General features: G+C 60.0%; 21 protein-coding genes. 13 read left to right on the top strand and 8 right to left on the bottom strand.

What is annotated here, in order from left to right:
- The 5 genes from BJ928_RS01860 to BJ928_RS01840 all read left to right on the top strand — a co-directional run bounded on the left by BJ928_RS01860 (position 1) and on the right by BJ928_RS01840 (position 3,747).
- Positions 1-1,575 (top strand): Na+/H+ antiporter subunit D, encoded by a 1,575-nt coding sequence (locus BJ928_RS01860; RefSeq protein WP_047627364.1) that lies wholly within the window; start codon positions 1-3, stop codon positions 1,573-1,575.
- On the top strand, positions 1,572-2,045 hold the full coding sequence (locus BJ928_RS01855) for a Na+/H+ antiporter subunit E (RefSeq protein ID WP_047627363.1): 474 nt from the start codon (positions 1,572-1,574) through the stop codon (positions 2,043-2,045). Before BJ928_RS01860 ends, BJ928_RS01855 begins: the two co-directional genes overlap by 4 nt.
- Positions 2,042-2,419 (top strand): cation:proton antiporter, encoded by a 378-nt coding sequence (locus BJ928_RS01850; RefSeq protein WP_047627362.1) that lies wholly within the window; start codon positions 2,042-2,044, stop codon positions 2,417-2,419. Before BJ928_RS01855 ends, BJ928_RS01850 begins: the two co-directional genes overlap by 4 nt.
- A complete protein-coding gene (mnhG, locus tag BJ928_RS01845; protein WP_047627361.1) occupies positions 2,419-2,784 on the top strand; it encodes a monovalent cation/H(+) antiporter subunit G in 366 nt (121 codons plus the stop codon). The genes BJ928_RS01850 and mnhG overlap by 1 nt, the downstream gene beginning before the upstream one ends.
- A gap of 531 nt (positions 2,785-3,315) precedes the next feature.
- Positions 3,316-3,747 carry a MucR family transcriptional regulator gene (locus BJ928_RS01840; RefSeq protein ID WP_047627360.1) on the top strand — a complete coding sequence of 144 codons (432 nt, stop codon included), beginning with the start codon at positions 3,316-3,318 and terminating at the stop codon, positions 3,745-3,747.
- Between the two features lie 70 nt (positions 3,748-3,817).
- Here the strand turns inward: BJ928_RS01840 and BJ928_RS01835 are convergent, their stop codons facing one another.
- Both BJ928_RS01835 and BJ928_RS01830 read right to left on the bottom strand, forming a co-directional pair.
- On the bottom strand, positions 3,818-4,240 hold the full coding sequence (locus tag BJ928_RS01835; RefSeq protein ID WP_047627359.1) for a SufE family protein: 423 nt from the start codon (positions 4,238-4,240) through the stop codon (positions 3,818-3,820).
- A 130-nt stretch (positions 4,241-4,370) separates the two neighbouring features.
- A complete protein-coding gene (locus tag BJ928_RS01830; RefSeq protein WP_047627357.1) occupies positions 4,371-4,841 on the bottom strand; it encodes a DUF5330 domain-containing protein in 471 nt (156 codons plus the stop codon).
- Positions 4,842-5,293: 452 nt separating this feature from the next.
- On the opposite strand from BJ928_RS01830, the gene BJ928_RS01825 reads away from it, so the two are divergent.
- From BJ928_RS01825 to BJ928_RS01815, 3 genes are all read left to right on the top strand, one after another.
- Positions 5,294-6,847 (top strand): ATP-binding protein, encoded by a 1,554-nt coding sequence (locus tag BJ928_RS01825; protein WP_047627355.1) that lies wholly within the window; start codon positions 5,294-5,296, stop codon positions 6,845-6,847.
- Complete coding sequence (locus BJ928_RS01820; protein WP_047627354.1) at positions 6,819-7,856, top strand: peptidoglycan-binding domain-containing protein; 1,038 nt, start codon at positions 6,819-6,821, stop codon at positions 7,854-7,856. The genes BJ928_RS01825 and BJ928_RS01820 overlap by 29 nt, the downstream gene beginning before the upstream one ends.
- Before the next feature lie 82 nt (positions 7,857-7,938).
- Entirely contained in the window at positions 7,939-8,298 is a 360-nt protein-coding gene (locus tag BJ928_RS01815; RefSeq protein ID WP_047627352.1) for a DUF1491 family protein, read from the top strand.
- Positions 8,299-8,305: 7 nt separating this feature from the next.
- On the opposite strand, the gene BJ928_RS01810 is transcribed toward BJ928_RS01815, so the two are convergent.
- From BJ928_RS01810 to BJ928_RS01790, 5 genes are all read right to left on the bottom strand, one after another.
- On the bottom strand, positions 8,306-9,319 hold the full coding sequence (locus BJ928_RS01810) for a DUF2336 domain-containing protein (RefSeq protein ID WP_245432215.1): 1,014 nt from the start codon (positions 9,317-9,319) through the stop codon (positions 8,306-8,308).
- Between the two features lie 455 nt (positions 9,320-9,774).
- Positions 9,775-9,981 carry a hypothetical protein gene (locus tag BJ928_RS01805; protein ID WP_047627349.1) on the bottom strand — a complete coding sequence of 69 codons (207 nt, stop codon included), beginning with the start codon at positions 9,979-9,981 and terminating at the stop codon, positions 9,775-9,777.
- An 856-nt stretch (positions 9,982-10,837) separates the two neighbouring features.
- On the bottom strand, positions 10,838-11,386 hold the full coding sequence (locus BJ928_RS01800) for a membrane protein (RefSeq protein WP_047627345.1): 549 nt from the start codon (positions 11,384-11,386) through the stop codon (positions 10,838-10,840).
- On the bottom strand, positions 11,379-11,966 hold the full coding sequence (locus BJ928_RS01795) for a DUF1214 domain-containing protein (RefSeq protein WP_047627343.1): 588 nt from the start codon (positions 11,964-11,966) through the stop codon (positions 11,379-11,381). The genes BJ928_RS01800 and BJ928_RS01795 overlap by 8 nt, the downstream gene beginning before the upstream one ends.
- Before the next feature lie 254 nt (positions 11,967-12,220).
- Positions 12,221-14,416 carry a PBP1A family penicillin-binding protein gene (locus tag BJ928_RS01790; RefSeq protein ID WP_047627342.1) on the bottom strand — a complete coding sequence of 732 codons (2,196 nt, stop codon included), beginning with the start codon at positions 14,414-14,416 and terminating at the stop codon, positions 12,221-12,223.
- A gap of 168 nt (positions 14,417-14,584) precedes the next feature.
- Between BJ928_RS01790 and BJ928_RS01785 the strand changes: the two genes are divergently transcribed.
- Positions 14,585-15,073, top strand: a complete 489-nt coding sequence (locus BJ928_RS01785; protein ID WP_047628725.1) for a YcgN family cysteine cluster protein — start codon at positions 14,585-14,587, stop codon at positions 15,071-15,073.
- Here the strand turns inward: BJ928_RS01785 and BJ928_RS01780 are convergent.
- Positions 15,051-15,380, bottom strand: coding sequence for an MmcQ/YjbR family DNA-binding protein (locus BJ928_RS01780; protein WP_047627341.1), 330 nt, complete (start codon positions 15,378-15,380; stop codon positions 15,051-15,053). The genes BJ928_RS01785 and BJ928_RS01780 overlap by 23 nt on opposite strands.
- A gap of 155 nt (positions 15,381-15,535) precedes the next feature.
- On the opposite strand from BJ928_RS01780, the gene BJ928_RS01775 reads away from it, so the two are divergent.
- From BJ928_RS01775 to BJ928_RS01760, 4 genes are all read left to right on the top strand, one after another.
- Positions 15,536-15,844 (top strand): Dabb family protein, encoded by a 309-nt coding sequence (locus BJ928_RS01775; protein ID WP_047627338.1) that lies wholly within the window; start codon positions 15,536-15,538, stop codon positions 15,842-15,844.
- A gap of 566 nt (positions 15,845-16,410) precedes the next feature.
- Positions 16,411-16,665, top strand: coding sequence for a hypothetical protein (locus BJ928_RS01770; RefSeq protein ID WP_047627336.1), 255 nt, complete (start codon positions 16,411-16,413; stop codon positions 16,663-16,665).
- 124 nt (positions 16,666-16,789) lie between these two features.
- Complete coding sequence (locus BJ928_RS01765) at positions 16,790-17,461, top strand: response regulator transcription factor (RefSeq protein WP_047627335.1); 672 nt, start codon at positions 16,790-16,792, stop codon at positions 17,459-17,461.
- Complete coding sequence (locus tag BJ928_RS01760; RefSeq protein ID WP_047627333.1) at positions 17,451-18,848, top strand: HAMP domain-containing sensor histidine kinase; 1,398 nt, start codon at positions 17,451-17,453, stop codon at positions 18,846-18,848. The genes BJ928_RS01765 and BJ928_RS01760 overlap by 11 nt, the downstream gene beginning before the upstream one ends.
- Positions 18,849-18,915: the final 67 nt, after the last annotated feature.

Below are 18,915 nucleotides of genomic sequence, written 5' to 3'. Positions count from 1 at the left end.
ATGGCTGGACCCACGGACACCGCAGTCGACCTCTCCCATGCGCTCGTTGCCGCGCCGATACCGATGGGGCATTGGCTGGTCGTCTTGCCGGTCGCCTTGTGCATCGGGCTCGGCGCGATCCTTCTGATGCTGCGCAACCGGACGGAGTGGCACGCCGCGATCGCCATTCCAGGCTTGGCGCTGCTGGTGCTGATCGATGCGGCCTTGCTCTATCGGGTCGCAAGCGAGGGAGCCGTGACCATGGTCATGGGACGATGGCTGCCGCCCTTCGGCATCGCCTTCAGCGTCGATATTTTCGGCGCGCTCATGGCCTTGACGGCGGCGATCGCAGCACTTGCGGCAAGTGTCTATTCGCTCGGTGAAATCACCGCGAGCGGTCGGCGATACGGCTTCTTCCCCTTCCTGTTGTTGCTGTTGGCCGGTGTCAGCGGTGCCTTCCTGACGGGCGATGTCTTCAACCTCTATGTCTGGTTCGAGGTGCTACTGATTTCGTCCTTCGGTCTGCTGATCCTTGGTTCGGAGCCGGAACAGATCGATGGCGCGCTGAAATATGCCGTGTTGAACCTGATCGCCACCACGCTCTTTCTCGTCTCCGTCGGCTATCTCTATGCCGTCTTCGGCACGCTCAACATGGCCGATATCGCCATGAAGGCGAAGGCGGGCGACGGCCATGCGCCGTTGATGACGCTGGCCGGCTTGTTCCTGCTCGCCTTCGGCATGAAGGCGGCGGCCTTCCCGGTCAATTTCTGGCTCCCGGCCTCCTATCATACGCCGCGCATTACCGTTTCGGCCCTCTTTGCCGGCCTGCTGACCAAGGTCGGCGTCTACGCGCTTATCCGGATTCTGGTCATGCTGTTGCCGGTCGAGCGGGCGGGGCTTGGCCCGCTCATCACCGTCATTGCTATCGCAACCATGCTTGTCGGCGTGGTGGGGGCGCTGGGCGCAAGCGATATACGCCGCATGCTCGGCTATATCGTCATATCGGGTATCGGCACGATGCTCGCCGGCGTGGCGCTCGGCAGCGCCGATGGCCTCAGCGGCGCGATCTTCTATGCGCTGCATTCGATGGTGCTGATGACCGCGCTCTATCTGATCGCCGGGCAGGCGGCTCGCCTTGGCGGCAGCTTTTCGCTTGCCGCCCTTGGCGGGCTTTATCGCCGCAGCGGCTGGTTTGCCGTACTTTCGCTGGTGCTGTTCTTCGCCATCAGCGGCTTACCGCCCTTTTCCGGCTTCTGGCCCAAGGTGGTACTGGTCAAGGCGGCGCTGGCAACGGGCGCGTGGTGGCTCGCCGCAACAATCCTTTTGGCCGGTTTCCTGACGACGATTGTTTTCGGGCGGTTGTTCCTGCTCGCCTATTGGCGCCCGGCGCCAGCCGATGCCGCTGCCGCTGCCGCGATGGCGGAACCGATCGGCTGGCGGGCAGCGGTGCCGCTTCTGGCTCTTTCGCTGCTCGTCGTCGGCTTCGGCCTGTTTCCGGAAGGGCTTCTCCACTTGACGCGGGCCGCCGCCCTCGGCCTCGAACAGCCATCGGCCTACCTGCAGTCCGTCTTCCCCGTAGCGGGAGGCGCCGAATGATCCTGTTCGTCTTCAATCTGGTGCTCGCCATCGTCTGGGTTGCCATTACAGGCAGCGCCTCCTTCATCAATCTCGTGTTCGGTTTCGTGCTGGCGGCGATAGCGCTTGCGATCGTTCGATCTTCCTATGGCGGCGTGCTTTATCTCAGCCGTGTCAGGCGAATCCTCGTGCTTCTGCTGGTGTTCATATGCGAACTCACCAAGTCAGTCTGGGCGGTTGCCGTCGCTGTCATGAGCCCGAGGATGGATGTGAAGCCGGGGATCTTCGCCTTTCCGCTGACCGTCGACCGCGATTTCGAAATCACGCTGCTTGCCAATCTCATTACCCTGACGCCGGGAACACTGTCCGTCGACGTCTCCGATGATCGCAAGACGCTCTATGTTCACGCGCTCGACTGCTCCGATCCGGATATCCTCAGACGCGGTATTGCCGAGGGTTTCGAGCGACGCATCATGGAGGCTTTCCGATGATCGCGGCATCCATCGTTTCGGCCGCCGCCATGGTGGCGCTCGGCATCTTAAGTATAGCCTTCCTCTTTACCGTCTATCGCGTGGTGGCCGGCCCGACCTTGCCGGACCGGGTTCTGGCGCTCGATATGCTGGTCGCGATCGCCATCGGCTTCATTGCCGTCATCGCCATCAAGACGGGCTTCACGCTCTATATCGATATCGCCATTTCGCTTGGTCTCGTCGGCTTTCTCGCCACTGTCGCCTTCGCTCGTTTCATTCTGACGCAGGCACAATCGAATGCTGCGGAACGGAGCGATCCTCGACGGAATGACGGCGTCGCTGCCGGGGGCCGCAAGACGTCCAAGCACGACCGGCGCAAGAAGGGAGGGCGGTAGTGGATCTGCTTTGGGCCATTATAGTAACGGCACTTCTACTTTCAGGCGCGCTGTTCTCGCTCATAGCCGCCATCGGCATCGTGCGTTTCCCCGATCTCTACAGCCGGATGCACGCCGCGTCGAAGGCGGGCACGGTTGGCTCCGGTCTGTTGCTACTTGCAGTCGGTATCCACTCTCAGGACATGTCGATCCTGGCTCGAGCGCTGGCCGGGTTCGTTTTCTTCGTGCTGACGGCGCCGATTGCAGCACATCTTCTCGCGCGCGCGTCACACAAAGCCGGCTATCGGCTGACACCGCCTTCAGTACGGGATGAACTGTTAACACAGGAGCAGATCACGAAACGCGCGTATAGAAAGAAGGGCTAACAAACGCGGAGATTGTTCATGAAGGAATAGCTGTTCGCGTTATTAGTTATCTATTTTTTAGTAGATGAATTTTTTGCGAAGAAATGTCGGGATTAAAAACTGGACATTTGGGTAAAGAGTGCTAATTCAGATTCAAGTAGAGTTCTGATGTTGAGTTAGTCTCGACCGGGTTTAAGCTCTCAATGCTTTTATCTTTCTTTGATGAAAAGCTGAGCAAAACTTTCTTCCGGTAAGCGATTAAAGATCGCTATCGCGGTCGCTAATTACGATATCAGGCGGCAAGGGGCGGTTTTCTCTCGCATGAGGTCTAGGGGTGGATTTCATGCGGTACGAAATTTGGCTTTATCCACCGTTTTCTTGCTGGTGACTGCTACGAATACGAGCAATGCGTTCGCGCGGATTGTTCGGCGCTGGGACATAGCGAAATCAACAGATTTCCGTAGCCAAGCGCAAATCATATAGCAACGTTGTGCCTTGCGGACTCTTTGGAGGCGTGGGTGCAGCAGGCAAGCCGATGAACAGGAGAACACAATGACAGATGCGGCCCTTGGCAACGGGCAGGAGTTACTGGTTGAACTGACTGCCGACATCGTCGCGGCTTATGTCAGCAACCATGTCGTACCGGTCAGCGACCTTCCGAATTTGATTTCCGACGTACATTCCGCCTTGAGCAACACCTCGGCTCCGGCACCTGCCGTAACCGTGGTCGAAAAGCAGAAGCCGGCCGTATCCGTTCGTAAATCCGTGCAGGATGATCAGATCACTTGCCTGGAATGTGGTGGCAGCTTCAAATCGCTGAAGCGTCACCTCATGACCCATCATGGCCTCTCGCCGGAAGAATACCGCGAGAAGTGGGATCTGGCAGCCGATTATCCGATGGTGGCGCCCGCCTATGCGGAAGCACGTTCGCGCCTTGCAAAGGAAATGGGTCTCGGTCAGCGTCGCAAGCGCGGCTCCCGCTGAAGATTCCATGGTGAACTGAAGAAGACCCGGCCTGGGGCCGGGTTTTCTCGATATCTGCCGTGAAACCGGCCTATGCCGCGGCCCTGAGCCGGGCCTCTTCGCGAATGCGCTTGATCATGGAGCGCAAGCCGTTAGCGCGCTGCGAAGAAAGATGCTCCACCAGCCCGATCTTGCCGAAGACGTCGAGCGCGTCGAGAGCCGCAATCTCCGAGGCCGGCTTGCCGGAATAGGTGGCGAGTACGATCGCCACCAGCCCGCGTACGATATGCGCGTCTGAATCGCCTTCAAAGGTCAATATGGGGTTGTCCGGATCGCCCGAGGCGTGCGTGACGAGCCAGACCTGACTTGCGCAGCCCTGCACCTTGTTCTCCAGCGTCCGCTTTTCCTCCGGCAGATCGGGCAGTGCCTTGCCGAGCTCGATCACAAAGCGATAGCGATCCTCCCATTCGTCCAGGAAGGAAAAGTCTTCGATGATCTTGTCGAGCGGTGTCATTGCAGCAGTCCATATTGTCCGATGTCTTGGATATAGGCGAAACAGCCGATGATTTGAACCCAGGACAATAAAGAACGCCGCCGACCATCGAAGGTCAGCGGCGCTGGAGTTGGGGCCAATGTAAGATACGTCAGATGCGCGGGCGCGGCATCGGCAGTGGAATGGAAGACGGCAGCTTGACGGTGCCGGTAACGACGACGTCGGCCGTTTCGGTGCCGGAGATGCGCTTGGCCGGCATTGGCTGGGCAATGGCGGCAAGCTGATCGGCGTTTGCGTGTACGGTCGCGGTGCCGGCCTGAGCCTGGGCGGTTGACGCCTGATCCTTGAAATGGCGGCCGAGCATATCGTAGGCGACGCGGGCGCCGTCACCGACCTGATAACCGAGGGCCGTCAGCGTTTCGCCGCCCTTGAGGCAGACATCCGGCTTCTCGGTGCACATGGCGCCGACATATTGGACGACACCCGACGCAGCCGAAATCGCATCGGAGACCTGCACCGTCGGTTCGCCGCCCGGCCGGGGGGCACCCTCGGGTTTTGCAAAGATCGGCAGGAACATAAGGACCAGCGAAAACCAGAACCCTGCTCTAATCAGAAACCACATAGCCTAGCCCATCCTCTCTGTCGCTCGGTTCGAGCGCCGATTCGGACTGACCCGTCCGATCTGGTTCGAACCCTATCCGGCAGAGGACAACAGTGCTTTTCAAAACTCGGCAGCATTTTCTGCAATTTTGATTCAAATTTTAGCTTTCCAGCTTTGAGCAGCATTTGGTTCAAATTGTAGCGATTGATGTTAAGCATGTCTCGCCGGATGCTGTTGATATGCAGGGCTTTGCGCATATGCTGCTTGTTACAAAAGTTAACGCGCAGCGGAAATACGAATAAAATCCGTTGCTTACCCGCTGTTAACCACAAAGAATAAAGGTCCCGCATTCTGCGCCAAAACGGGATCTTGAGCCTCTTTCGGCCGCTCGGCGCGTTCCTTCTTTATTCTTTCTTTAAGTCGGCGAGGCCTATTGTGCAGTCCAATAAGTGACCGTTTTGACGGGTTGTAGTGTGCGCGTATTGAGTGACATTTCTGTCGGGGCTGTAGCTCTCGTGGACCGGGTAGGCCGAAGCTGGCTGTCCCGGACGAGCGGGAGTGGTGAAGTCCGTGGGCAGGAGCTGGCGATCCTGCGCCGGCTTGCGCTTGCTTCTTCCGTCGCGCTCCTTGCCGTTCCGGCGGGCCTGTCCTTCGTCACCAGCCCGGCCGTGGCTCTGCCCGCCGGTGTGGCCACGGTCTGCGCCGCCTTCCTCTTTTCTGCCGTCGGCAGCATCGCGCTCTCACGCCAGCGGCCTGCCATCCTTCCGGCAGAGGCTGTCGTCGTCGAGCACCGCGATCTGATGCTGGAGTCGGCGTTCGGTCTCATCCTGCTGCTCGACCCGCAGGGTAATGTCACCACGGTCGGTGGCCGCGATCGAACGGAATTCCTCAGCTGGATGCGCGACCCCACCGGGCGCGGCTTCATCGAGCAGATCCATGTTTCCGATCGGATCGTCTTCCTGCAGGCGATCGATGTCCTTCGCCAGGGCAGGGATGCGCATGGTGCGGATCTGCGTCTGGAGCGCTCCGCGGTTGCCGGCGGTGACGAGCAGTTCGTTTACGTGCGCATGGAACTGACAGCGCGCCGTGACGTGGACGGCCGCCTGACCGCGATTGTCAGCCAGCTGCGCGATATCTCCCAGGATCAGCAGCTTCGCGAGGATGCGGCGCGCAAGACCGCCGAGGCGGAATCGGCAAATGACGCCAAGTCGCGATTTCTGGCCGCCGTCAGCCATGAGCTGCGCACGCCGCTCAACGCCATTCTCGGCTTTTCGGATATTCTCAGCGGCGAATATTTCGGCAAGCTGGAAAACGACCGTCAGCGCGAATATGTTGGCCTGATCCGCCAGTCGGGCGCGCATCTGCTGTCGGTGGTCAATACAATGCTCGACATGAGCAAGATCGAGGCCGGCCGCTATGAATTGCTGCTCGAATCCTTCGCGATCGAAGACACGATTGCGACATGTGAGGCAATGCTCGGGCTGCAGGCGAAGGAAAAGGGGCTGACGCTTACGAGCCGCATTCAGCGCGGTCTCGGCGAGATCGTCGCCGACCAGCGTGCGATCCAGCAGATTCTCATCAACCTCGTCGGCAATGCCATCAAATTCACCGATGCGGGCGGCGCGATCACCATCGACGCGGCCCTGACGGATGGGATGCTGAAGCTGTCGATCGGCGATACGGGTATCGGCATTGCCAGCGAGCGGCTGGCGTCGCTCGGCCAACCTTTCGTCCAGATCCAGAACGATTACACACGCCGTTATGCCGGGACCGGCCTCGGCCTGTCGCTGGTCAAGGGCCTTGTCGGCCTGCACGGCGGAAGCTTCTCGATTGCGAGCGCGCCGGGTGAGGGCACGGTCATCACCATCCTCATTCCGTTTGACGGCTCGGGCGCCGTGACGATGCAACTGCCTGTGGATGTCAATCGCCCGGTCGATTTTCCGCCGCGCCTGAAACATACTGTGGAGATAGATGAAGGGCGAAACAAGGAACTGATGAATGGCCCCGCAAAAGCGAAAATCGCCTAAGGGAAGAGGAAAGGGCAAGCGCAAGCAGCCCGGTCTCGCTTCCCGTGGGGCGGTTGCCCTTGGCAGCCTGAGCCTGCGCGGCAGCACCGCGCTGGGCGGCCTTGGTCTTCGCGGCGCGGGTGCGCTCGGTTCTCTGATCGGTAGTGCGGTTGGCCGTCATCCGGCGATTGCCGGTGGTGTCGCGCTCTTCTTCGGAGTTTTCGGTTTCGTCACCGCCAACGCGCTCTGGTATCAGACGGGCGCACATCCGTCTCCCATATTGCGCACCCGTGATCCGGCTTCTCCCTATCAGATCCCCGGCCGCAAGTCCTTCCTGCACGCGCAGCAGGCCGATGCCGGCAATGTCACGACGTTCCGGATCGAACGGCAGGATTCGGTTTCCGATCCCGCCGCGTCATCGCCAAACGGGCAGGCGGCAAGCTCTGCCACGGCTCAGCCGTCCTCCGCACCGTCGAAGCTGATTGCTAACATCCAGGCCGAACTGATCCGTCACGGCCTCTATGACGGCGCTGCCGATGGAAAGCCGGGGTCGCGCACGACGTCGGCCATTCTCTTCTTCCAGGAAGCGTCCGGCCTGGCGCAGACAGGCGCGCCGACGCCGGAGCTTCTGGCCGCTCTCAAGGCCAGCAATGCCGCCAATACGCCGCCAGCAGGCGGCGGGACGATTGCTGCGGCGGCTGTGCCTGCCCAGCGCCCCATCAATGTTTCCGCGACGGCGGCTGCGATCGACCCGGTCGCCGCCGCCATCCAGAATGCCGAGACAAACATGAAGACCGGCGCCGTCGTTGCCAAGGCGACGCCGGGCGATGCGGTCAACAAGGTCAATATGGTCATGCAGATCCAGAAGGGTCTGAGCAACATCGCCTACAGCAATGTCAGCATCGACGGCGTTGCCGGAGAGCAGACGAAGGCCGCGATCCGCCGTTTCCAGAAACATTATCGCCTGCCGGAAACCGGGGAGCCGAACATGGCTGTTCTCAAGAAGCTGCAGGATATCGGCGCGCTTTGAAGCCTGCCGTGTAAACGATGGTGAATTATACCCGAGGGCGGCTTCAATTGCCTTGGCGGGTCTCTCCCGCTATAGCTCGCCCATGAGATTGCGCAGCGACATATTTGTTTCCGCTCTTGTCCGCCGCCTGTTCGCTCGCGGCGATTTTGCCGCCGTCGAGCGCAAGGGGGAGGAGCATGCGGGCGCGATCTTCATCCGACAGCGTTTCCGCGACGGATCGGAAACCCTCTATGCGCCCGCTCCGCAAAGCCTGTTCGATGAGGAGGAGAGCGGAACGCGGCTCTTCGAAATCCGCATCGACCGCAAGGAGCCGCAGGAAATCCGCGAGACCCTCGATCGCGAGCTGAAGTTTGATCCTGATCTGTGGGTGGTCGAGCTGGAGACGGACGATATTGCGGATATCGTCCCTTTGGCCGGTTTGCGCGCCAATCCGCTGGATTGACCCGTCTCTAGCGCCGGTTTGCCACGCGCAATTCGCGGATCGTACCGGATTTTGCGCCGAACAGGGGTGCTGCAGGACGCTGCGCGGGTGCGGGCTTTTCCCGCGGCAGATAGGTATAGCTGTCGGCGCGGCGCCATGCCTCGACGCGCGCCTGGCTTTCTTCCGAGTCGATGTCGTCGAGCACCAGCCACGCGCGGCTGACGCTGCCATGCCGTTCGGCCAGATGCGGATAGAAGCGCTCGAGCGAGTATACGGCGTCGGCAATGCCCATGCCGAGGCTGGTGAGGGTAACGGCGAGCTGCTGGCCCGATGTGTCGAGCAGAATGCGTTCCGCGAGCCAGTAGCTGGAGGAAAGGGCGTCGGCGAGCGTCGTTGCAAATTGCAGCGCATCGCGTTCCCTGGCAAAGCGGACCAGCAGTGCTTCCTGTGTCTCGTTGAGACTGCGTAGGCCGAGCCGGTCGTTATCGTCGCGAGCCAGATGACGGGCGGCCTGTTTGATCTGCTGGCGCAAGATCTCTTCGCGCGACTGCCGCTCGGTTTCCGCCACCTCCGCTCCGGATGATGCGACATTGGTCGGCTGCTCGATCATGGTCATGCCGCGTTCCGGCTCGGCCTGATGCAAGCCGACGAGGGCATCGATAACCTTCGGCGAGAGAGATGGCCTGCGCACGATTGCCCGGGCATGGGCGGCTCCCTGCGTGCGGGCGATGGTGATGAGCGTATCGTCATCGATTGCCGGAGAGCTCGTCAGGAAGGGAGCGGCGATGGCGATCGGCTGACAGCCGATGAACAGGGCGACTGCTTGGGGCACGGTTTCACATTGGGAGAGGGCAGCGACCGCCTGCCGCTTCGCTTCATCCGACGACGCCTGGAAAACCGGGGTAAAGAGTTCGGCGAACTGGCGGAGCTCCGATTTGGACGGATGGCCCATGCCCTCGAAACTGGTGATCGTCGCCATCAGAACCACGTCCTTCTTACGGACAGTCGCAGGCTCTTCCAGGTCTCGAAACCGATCACGCACGCCAACACCCATACTGATACGCTGAACAAAAAAGCAGGGAGCCCGATGGTCGACCAAGCGTTTCGTCTCGCCTCGCTCCAGTCGTGCCGGACAACCCTTTCGATGAAGAAAGTGTGTTCGGCAGCAATTGTCGAAACGGGTTTGGACACGGTCGTCCTTATCTGGCTTTCGCGAAAGACTAAGGCCGCCAAGGTTAATGGTTGGTGAAAACTTTATTAAAATCCGAATAAAAATTGCGCGTTAAGCTTGCGCTTGGGCGGCATCGGGATTTTGACCGTGTCAACGGCAGTTCGGCGCGCATCGCAGCCTGTGGAAAACCTTTTCCGACACGCGCACCGGAAATTGCACTCAACTTATTGGTGTTTGTGCTGGAAAGGTATCGGGACGTTCAATCACCCTGTTGTCGGACGGCAACCGGGCTTCAGTCAGTCCTTTAGCGTGAATGGGGGATGTCTTCAGATGCCCTTATGCTCGCGCAGGGCTTCAAGCAGCTTTTCCGAGGTATTGTAGCCGGATTGAAAAAGGCCGATTGCCGCCGTGGCGGCGAACTGGGCTTCCGTACTTTTTATATCGATCCGCTTTTCCAGACACCATCCATCCAGCGCATTGCGCAGGACGATGACATCCTCCGGAGAAAAGACGGAACTGCCCGTCGCAAACATTGATCGCCCTCGAATTTCGGCCCTACATTACGTTAATTTTTGATGAGCGCAAATAATATTTGCGTGACGCTTTTCTGCAACGCAGCCGGTGTTCCTTCCATTTGCCTGCGATACCATCCGTTTATCTAAGAATATGATATTATTCGACTTCGCGGTCAAAACGGCTCCCGCAATTTTTCCTCGGCCTATGAAACCAAAGCCCTCGTCGCAGCGTTAATAGAGTATGACGAGCGATGCCAGGGACGACGAGCGACAAGAATTAGCATTCTGTTAACTGCGATATGTCTGAATTCCGGTTGAAAGCAGCCATTGGCAGAATGTGATCAAGTGTAATGACAGCATGGAAGCCGAAATCGGTGCCCATGCCACGGTGTAAGGGAAAGGCCGTGAGAAGGCGCGGATGCCTCCATTGAAGCCAGCAGGACAAGGCTGGAATGGAGGGAAGCGCTAGCCCGCTTCAGCGGCGGGCAGGGTGAAATCAAGTCGCAGGTTCATCCGTCTCGAGACGTAAATGGAGACGAGAATGGCAAAGATCATATCTTTTTCGGATTGGCGATTACGCCAGCCGCCCCGCGCTCAGAAAGAGCCAGTAGAGGCGAAGATACTTCTGTTTACCGGCGTGCGGTACGAGCATCTCGATACGCCCACACATCGTCCCGGGACGGGATCGAAGCGGGCAAAGGGAAAGTAACGTCGCCTTGAAGATGCGTATCGGGACGTGTGCCTGTGCGCGCCCCTCGGTCGCCACCGCAATCCGGTCGGACACCGCTTGTTACGGCTCCCTCCGTGGAGTAGCGCTGGCGCCGTCGTCCCAGACTCAATTCCGTATTTCAGTCCCCGTACTCAGCCGGCACATTCAGCCATTGTCGAATTCGTCGCAGCCCGCCTCCGAGAGAAATTCTCTGGCCGCGTCGTCGAAGCTTGCCTGGGGCGCCATCGTGTGCAGCACGGCATATCCCTGTGCTCTAGGCACTTCCACCAGGATCGACTGGGCGAGGGCGGGTGGCAGCGCCTTGCGGATGCCGGTCAGTTGCACGGGCGATGCCAGCAGCAGATCGAGCGTGCCGCCGACCGACGTACGGTCGCTCATGCTGAACACCTCATTGGATGCCGCGTCATAAATGGCCAGCGACCAGAACGGCACCTTGCCCTTTGCAGTCAGGTGAACGGGTGTGTCCTCGATGTCGAAGGCACAGACGGCGGTGCGGATATACGGATCGGTGTTGGAAAGCCCCGCTTCGTCATCCTTGTTGTCGAGCATGTAGAAATGGTTCTCGTCGCCCTCATCGGAGACGCGCGTATAAGCATCACGGTCGGAGAAATGCGGCAGCGACAGGATGATGATGATGTGCAGCAGTGCGGCACCGAACAGGCCGGTCAGGATCGCGAAGACGAATCTAAACATTGCCGCACCCGATCTTCTCGAGTTTCGGCATGCCGAGATCGATCAGCCCGGAATTGCTGGCGGCCGGCGAATCCAGCAATGTCCATACCAGGCGGAAATTGCCGGACGGTGGCAGGGCGAGCCAGTTGCCCGCCTGCGCATTGGGTGAGACCACGATGTTGAACGTCGAATCCGGCTTGCGCAGCACGACCCAGGAGTTGATGGTGGAAGGGCGGCCGGCCGCGTCTTCGATCGGCTGGCCGTCATTGCCGGCGATGAAGAGGGTCCATAGCCGCGCCGGCGGCGTCTGGCCGCTGATGCGATAGCTGCAGCTCGCCGTCAGGCGCGCGCCGCCATCGTCGTCGGAAGCGGTAAAGACCAGCCCCTCGGCCGTGCCGTAAAGCAGCCGCCCGCCGCGCGCCCTGTGAGATTTCGCATAAGGGTCGGCATCCGCCGTCTGCATTTCCGGAAAAGCCTGCCAGGCACCGAGCTTGATCGCCCCGAAACCCGAGGTCGCATTCAGCGCCAGAAGCGTGAACACGATACCGCCGCCAAAAGCGATAACAAGCGAAAGCGCAACAAGAAGGGGAACTCGGAACACCCTGGGATCGTCCTCGTGACAAATCGGTGTCGATTTATCCCTGATTCTGGCGACAGGGGGAAGGGCAGGCCGTCGTTTGAGGGCATTATGCGAACAATAGCAGGGATCGGGGACGGCAGCGTTCATGCGAATCGACGGCTTCCGCCGGATCGTTCTGCCGCGAATTGCCGCTGTTACAGGCGTCGCATTACAGTCCGGTCGAGATGAACGAAGTCGAGGCCACCACGCGCGGCGCAGCCGCTGCGGAAAGACCTCTACTCCGCCGTCGCCACCTTTTGCGCGCCAAGCGGTGCAGCCGCTTTCAGCCTTTCGCCGATGTCGCGCAGGATATTCGTGGAGTCGACCGAGAGCGAGCGCGGGCGCACCAGCGGCGGCAGGCCGCTAGCGGCGGGGTCGGCGGGTTTCTTGGCGGCCACGGTTTGCGGCTTCTGCACGGGGAACGGGTTGCTGATGCCGGGGATCGGTTTGAGCACGATACCCTGATTGGCGTAGTCCATGATCTTCTTGAAGGTCATGGCCGGCAGGGTGCCGCCTGTCATGTTGTTCGTTGATGTGTAGTCGTCGTTGCCGAACCAGACGGCGCAGGTGTAGTTGCCGGTAAAGCCGATGAACCAGGCGTCGCGGTAGGCCTGGGTTGTGCCGGTCTTGCCACCGACGACGATGCCGTTGTCCAGAGCCGCCTTGCGGCCGGTACCGATCACCGGAACCTGCGTCAGCATCTGGTTCATGTAGGAGGTAGCTTTTTCAGTCAAAATCCGCTTGGCAGGTGGTTCGTCACGGCTGAAGTCGTAAAGCACCTTTCCGTCATAGCCGGTGATCTGCTCAATGCCGTGGCGGCGCGACTGCATACCGTCCGCCGGGAAGACTGCATAGGCCGTCGCCTGGTCGAGCACGGTGACTTCAGACGTGCCGATCGGAATGGTCTTGTCGTTGCGGATCGGCGTCTCCACGCCCATGGCCTTGGCCATATCGCGGATCGGCTGGATACCGAACTTTTCCTTGGCAAGCCGGACGGGGATCGTGTTGATCGACTGCGTGAGCGCCTGGGTCAGCGTGACCTTGCCCTCGTAGCGGTTCTCGTAATTGTGCGGGCTCCAGTTGCCCCAGGTGATCGGCGCATCGACGATGGTCGACGTCGGCGTCATGCCGTTCTCCATCGCCACCGAATAGGTGTAGATCTTGAACGACGAACCCGGCTGCCGCAGCGCCTTGGTGGCACGGTTGAACTGGCTTTCGCCGTAGTCGCTGCCGCCGACCATGGCGCGCACGGCGCCGCCGCTTTCGATGACGACGGAAGCGCCCTGTTTCGCCTTATAGCGTTCGCCGAACTCCATCAGGCTGGATTGGACCGAATCCTCCGCCGCCTTCTGCAGCCCCATATCGATAGTGGTGCGTACGATCAGCGAGCGCTCCGGGAACCGGTTCGAAAGCCGCTGCACCTCGTCGAAAGCCCAGTCGAGGAAATAATCCGGGGATTCGATCTGGGCGCGGTCGACCACCGAAGCAGGGTTGCGCCGTGCCGCGATGACCTGTCCTTCCGTCATCAGCCCGCTCTGGACGAGATTGGAGAGCACGTCGTTGGCGCGGGCGCGTGCCGCCGGCAGATTGACGTGCGGCGCATACTTCGCCGGCGCTTTGAAGAGACCGGCGAGCATCGCGGCTTCCGCCAGGTTGACGTCCGTAATGCTCTTGCCGAAATAGAATTGCGCCGCGGCCGCTGCGCCGAAAGTGCCTCCGCCCATGTAGGTTCGGTCGAGATAGAGGCTGAGGATCTCTTTCTTAGAGAGATTTGCCTCGAGCCAAATCGCCAGGAAGGCCTCCTTGATCTTGCGGTCGATGGAGCGCTCGTTGCTGAGGAACAGGTTCTTGGCGAGCTGTTGCGTCAGCGTCGAGCCGCCCTGGACGACGCCGCCGGCCTGTGCATTGACGGTGACGGCGCGGAACAGGCCGATGACGTCGATGCCGAAATGGTCGAAGAAGCGCCGGTCCTCGGTCGCCAGCACCGCCTTGATGAAATAATCTGGCAGCTGGTCGACCGGCACGGAATTCTCGTGAATGATGCCGCGGTGGCCGATGACATTGCCGTAGCGATCGAGGAAGGTCACCGCGAAGTTGCCGCGATTGCGCCAGTCGCCCTGTGTGGCTTCGAAGGCCGGCATGGCAAGCATCAGCATCACGACGGAGCCGGCTGTGCCGAGTGTCATGCCTTCGCCGAGCAGTTCGAAAAGAATGCGCTTCCAGCCGCGAGCGCGGAAACGACGGAAGAAGATGGTAATGTCTTCCCAGGCTTCGGTAAGGCGGAAACCGGCATTCCAGAGGGTGGAGTCGATCCATGAATCGAGGCGCAGGAAGAAATAGCGCTTCCTCCGCCGCGGCTTTTCAGCCCCGCTATCCCTAGGCGTCTCGGGCGCGTTGTTCGGCCCGTTTTCTGGATTGGATGGGTCTTCCACGCTCTACTTCCCGACCACATTACAGCCGCGCGTCTCCTTGTGGGACACGCAAAGCCCATTATCTCATAGAACGGCTAATTGAATAATTGGTTGATTTAGAGAAAAGAACAAGAGACATGCATGCCGCAGCCCGAATTCCCCCTCTATCGGGTGGCGAGGACGACGATGATGACAGACGAGATACCCTTCTGGAAAAGCAAGAGCCTGACGGAGATGAGCCCGTCGGAATGGGAAAGCCTTTGCGACGGCTGCGGCCTCTGTTGTCTCAACAAGCTCGAGGAATGGGATAGCGGCGACGTCTATTTCACCTCGATCCGCTGCAAGCTGATGGATGGCGAGAGCTGTCGTTGCACGAGTTATCCGAACCGCTGGGATTTCGTGCCCGATTGCGTGCAGCTGACGCCGGAAAAAGTGCCGGAGCTGGAATGGCTGCCGCCTACCTGCGCCTATCGTCTCGTCAATGAAGGCCGCGATCTCTACTGGTGGCATCCGCTGATCTCCGGCGATCCGGAAACGGTGCATATTGCCGGCGTGTCCGCCCGCGGACGCACCGTCAGCGAAAATGACGTCGATCTCGACGACTTCGAGGATTATGTCGTCGACTGGCCACTGACCGTCGAGGACGATATGATGCCTAATCCTCCGGCAAAGCCATAGTTTTCGGCGCCACGTTTCGCCACGCCCGTCGAACCAGCGTCCTGACCTCTTCATCGTCGGCATCGCGGTGAAAGAGCCGCGTCGAGCCTTTCAGGCCCCAGCCGCCCGGCACGGCGGCGACATGTTCCGGCATGGTTGCGAGTGCCATCTGCTGCTGGTCCGGCGTCAATTTGACGACGCAGAAATCCGGCCCGGGAAGGGTCATGAAGATCTTGCCTCGCACGCGAAAGTCGCGGGTGCCGAAATGCGAGCCCTCCGCCGTATCCGGCAGGTCGAGGGCAAGGGATACGAGTTCCTCGTCGGTCATGGTCGTGACAATATCATGTTCTGCTCCCGAGAGGTAAATGATGGTGCTTGCAGGCTGCGAGCAAACGGTCCCTCGGCCGGAATAGCCGGTTCATTGAATTGAACCCATGCGCGTGGTATCGCGCCATGCCCCGCATATGCACAAGGAGCCGCTGCGTGATCCGCCATATCGTCTTCTTCACCGTTCCCGATCGCGCCAGGCTTGAAGAGGTTCGTTCCGGCCTCTCGATCCTCACGGCCATTCCGCATGCGCGGTTGTTGGAGATCGGCACGAATGTGAAGACCGATCAGCTCGGGACCGACGTCGATCTGGTGGTCTATGGCGAGTTCGATGACGAGGCGGCGCTCGCGGCTTACAAGGCTCATCCGAATTATCAGCGCTCCATCGAACGAGTTCGCCCGCTGCGCGAAATGCGTATTGCCGCAGACTACGAGACGGCGACGGCCGTCCATGAGCCGTTCTGAAAGCAAGGCACAGGAAAGGGCAAGCCTCCGCCAGCGATTTCAATGGATTGAGCATTCGAACGGAATCGGTTTGTCGGCAGCCGGATTCTTCGTCTGAGCTTCTTGAATCAACTTGTGAAGCGCCGGACTCATGTTGAGAGGAAATTGCCGCAAGCGATTCAAAGGACTCAGGGAAATCCTCGCGCCTTATGTCGATAAGGCGTCCGAAGGCCGGTTGCATTGGCCATGGCGCGGCGACGGCTCATGTCGCGTCCATAGGCCGATGATAAGCAGGAATGATTAAAAATGACTAAGTCCGTGCGGGCGAGCCTGGCGCGCACGAACCCGGATATGCGTTGATTCTGGCATATCGCTGATAGATTGTATCGTTGGCGGATGCTGGAGCGCCAAGCGGTTGCCCTTTTGACGATGCCTCGGTTTCGTACTCAGTAATTTCAAAGACTTAAAGTATCGTTCGCGCCATCCATCTGCCCCGTTGGCCGAAAATTACAGCCCATTCATTTGCCATTCAGGCGTGTTTGGGTAAATAATCGGCCTAGTTAATGTCCCTGTGGGAAGTCCGAAGCATGGCCTCATTTTCAAGCATAGCAGCAGCGGCCCTCGTTTTGGCCGGCTCGTCTGTTCTGCCGGCGCCAGCGCCGACGTCGACCCTGGTCGCGCGGGCCAACGGCGATTGCAGCGAGGCAGCCGAGGAGGTCGTCGCCAAGACCGGTGGCCAGCTTCTCTCCGCACAGCCGTCCGGCGACAGCTGCATCATCACCGTTCTCGTTCAGGGCAACGGGCAGCGGCCGCGCAAGGTAACGATGAAAGTGCCGATGTGACGACAGGGCATTTGTGACGCCAGCCTAAAGCCTTGAATCTCACACAAAATCTTATTGTTTCCGTGATTCCACTGTAGCGCGATTTACAGTACTGTTTCTCGAACCGGGGAAATTGGATTCAGACATGCGCATTCTGATAGTCGAAGACGATATCAACTTGAACCGCCAGCTTGCCGAAGCCTTGAAGGAGGCGGGCTATGTGGTCGATACGGCCTTTGACGGCGAGGAGGGCCATTTTCTCGGCGATACCGAGCCCTACGACGCCATCATCCTGGATATCGGCTTGCCCGAAATGGACGGCATCACCGTGCTGGAGAAATGGCGCGGGGCAGGGCGCGCCGTGCCGGTGCTGATCCTGACCGCCCGCGACCGCTGGAGCGACAAGGTGGCCGGCATCGATGCGGGAGCGGATGATTACGTCGCCAAGCCCTTCCATGTCGAGGAAGTGCTGGCGCGCATCCGCGCGCTCATCCGCCGCGCCGCCGGCCACGCCTCTTCGGAAATCGTCTGCGGCCCGGTGCGGCTCGATACCAAGAGCTCGAAGGCGACCGTCGACGGCAAGCCGCTCAAGCTCACCTCGCACGAATACCGCCTGCTTGCCTATCTCATGCATCACAAGGGCGAGGTCGTCTCGCGCACCGAGCTGGTCGAACATATGTACGATCAGGATTTCGACCGTGATTCCAACACGATCGAGGTTTTCGTCGGCCGCCTGCGCAAGAAGATGGGCGTCGACTTGATTGAAACGGTCCGCGGCCTTGGTTACAGAATCCAAGCTCCAACCAATGCGAATTAAGTCGCTCACCGCTCGCGTCCTGCTATTGACCACACTCTGGTCCGCCATGGCGCTGGTGGTGATCGGCCTCGTCATTTCCAACATCTACCGCAAGAGCGCCGAGCGTGGTTTTCAGGACCTGCTGCGGGCACAGCTCTCCAGTGTAGTCAACTCTGTCACGATCAGCGATCAGGGTGGGCTATCAGGCAATCCACAGCTTGGCGACCTGCGTTTCGCCCAGCCGAAGACCGGCTGGTATTGGATAGTCGAGCCGCTCGGCACCTATACCGCGACACCGCTGGTATCGTCGTCGCTGGGCGCGTCGAACCTGCCGGTACTGTCGGTGCTGGAGGCGCCCTTCGACAAGCGTTACGAGCGCTATTACGTCGTCAACGATGCCTTCGGAAACCGTGTGCAGGTGGCTGAAACCGAAGTCGTGCTCGATGGGGATGGCCACGCGGCCCGGTTTCGCGTCACTGGCAATGTCGCCGTGGTCGAGGATGACGTCCGCAATTTCTCCCATAGCCTCTATCTCGCGCTCGTCGGCTTCGGTGTTGGCAGTCTGATCGTCAATGCGCTTGCGATTCTCTACGGGTTGAAGCCGCTCGATAAGGCACGCGCCGCGCTGGAACGAATCCGTGCCGGCGAAAGCGAACGGCTGCAAGGCAATTTCCCGCGTGAGATTCTGCCGCTTGCCAACGAGATCAATGCGCTGATCGACAGCAACCGGCGTATCGTCGAGCGCGCCCGCATGCAGGTCGGCAATCTCGCGCACTCGTTGAAAACGCCGATCGCCGTGCTGCTGAATGAATCCCGCGTCTTGGAGCGCTCGCACGGCGATTTGGTGAAGAACCAGGCCGAAGCCATGCAGGGACAGGTGCAATCCTATCTCAATCGCGCCCGTATCGCCGCGCAGCGTGAATCCGTCCTGGCCCGTACCGATGCCGAACCGGCGCTGGAGCGCCTCGTCCGTGTCATGCGGCGGCTTAATGCGGATAAGGAGTTTGAGCTTGCCGTCTCGCCCAATCTTTCGCTTGCCATGGAGCAGCAGGATCTGGAGGAGACGGTCGGCAACCTCCTCGAAAATGCTGCCCGCTTTGCCGAGCATAAGGTGCGCGTGGTTGCAAACGAGGCGCCGGCCGAGGTCAAGGGTATCGATCCGGCGCGGCGTCATTGGGTGGAACTGGTGGTTGAAGACGACGGCCCCGGTCTGGAGCCGGATGAGATCCGCGAAGCCATGAAGCGCGGGCGCAGGCTGGATGAGAGTAAGCCGGGCACGGGGCTTGGGCTATCGATCGTGAGCGAGATCACCAATGAATATCAGGGCCGTTTCGAGCTCTCCAGGGGCACCTGGGGCGGGCTTCGGGCGAGCCTAATTTTGCCAGGCCTGACGAAGGATGTTGCGTGAGGCACGGCATGATGCCAAAAAGACGTTGTGGGTCATGATGATGCCGCAGCGCAGTACCTATGGTTTT

Origin of the sequence: Rhizobium sp. WW_1 (genome assembly GCF_003610155.1) — a bacterium.
Lineage (GTDB): Bacteria > Pseudomonadota > Alphaproteobacteria > Rhizobiales > Rhizobiaceae > Rhizobium > Rhizobium tropici_A.
This window is presented reverse-complemented; position numbering and strand designations above follow the sequence as displayed.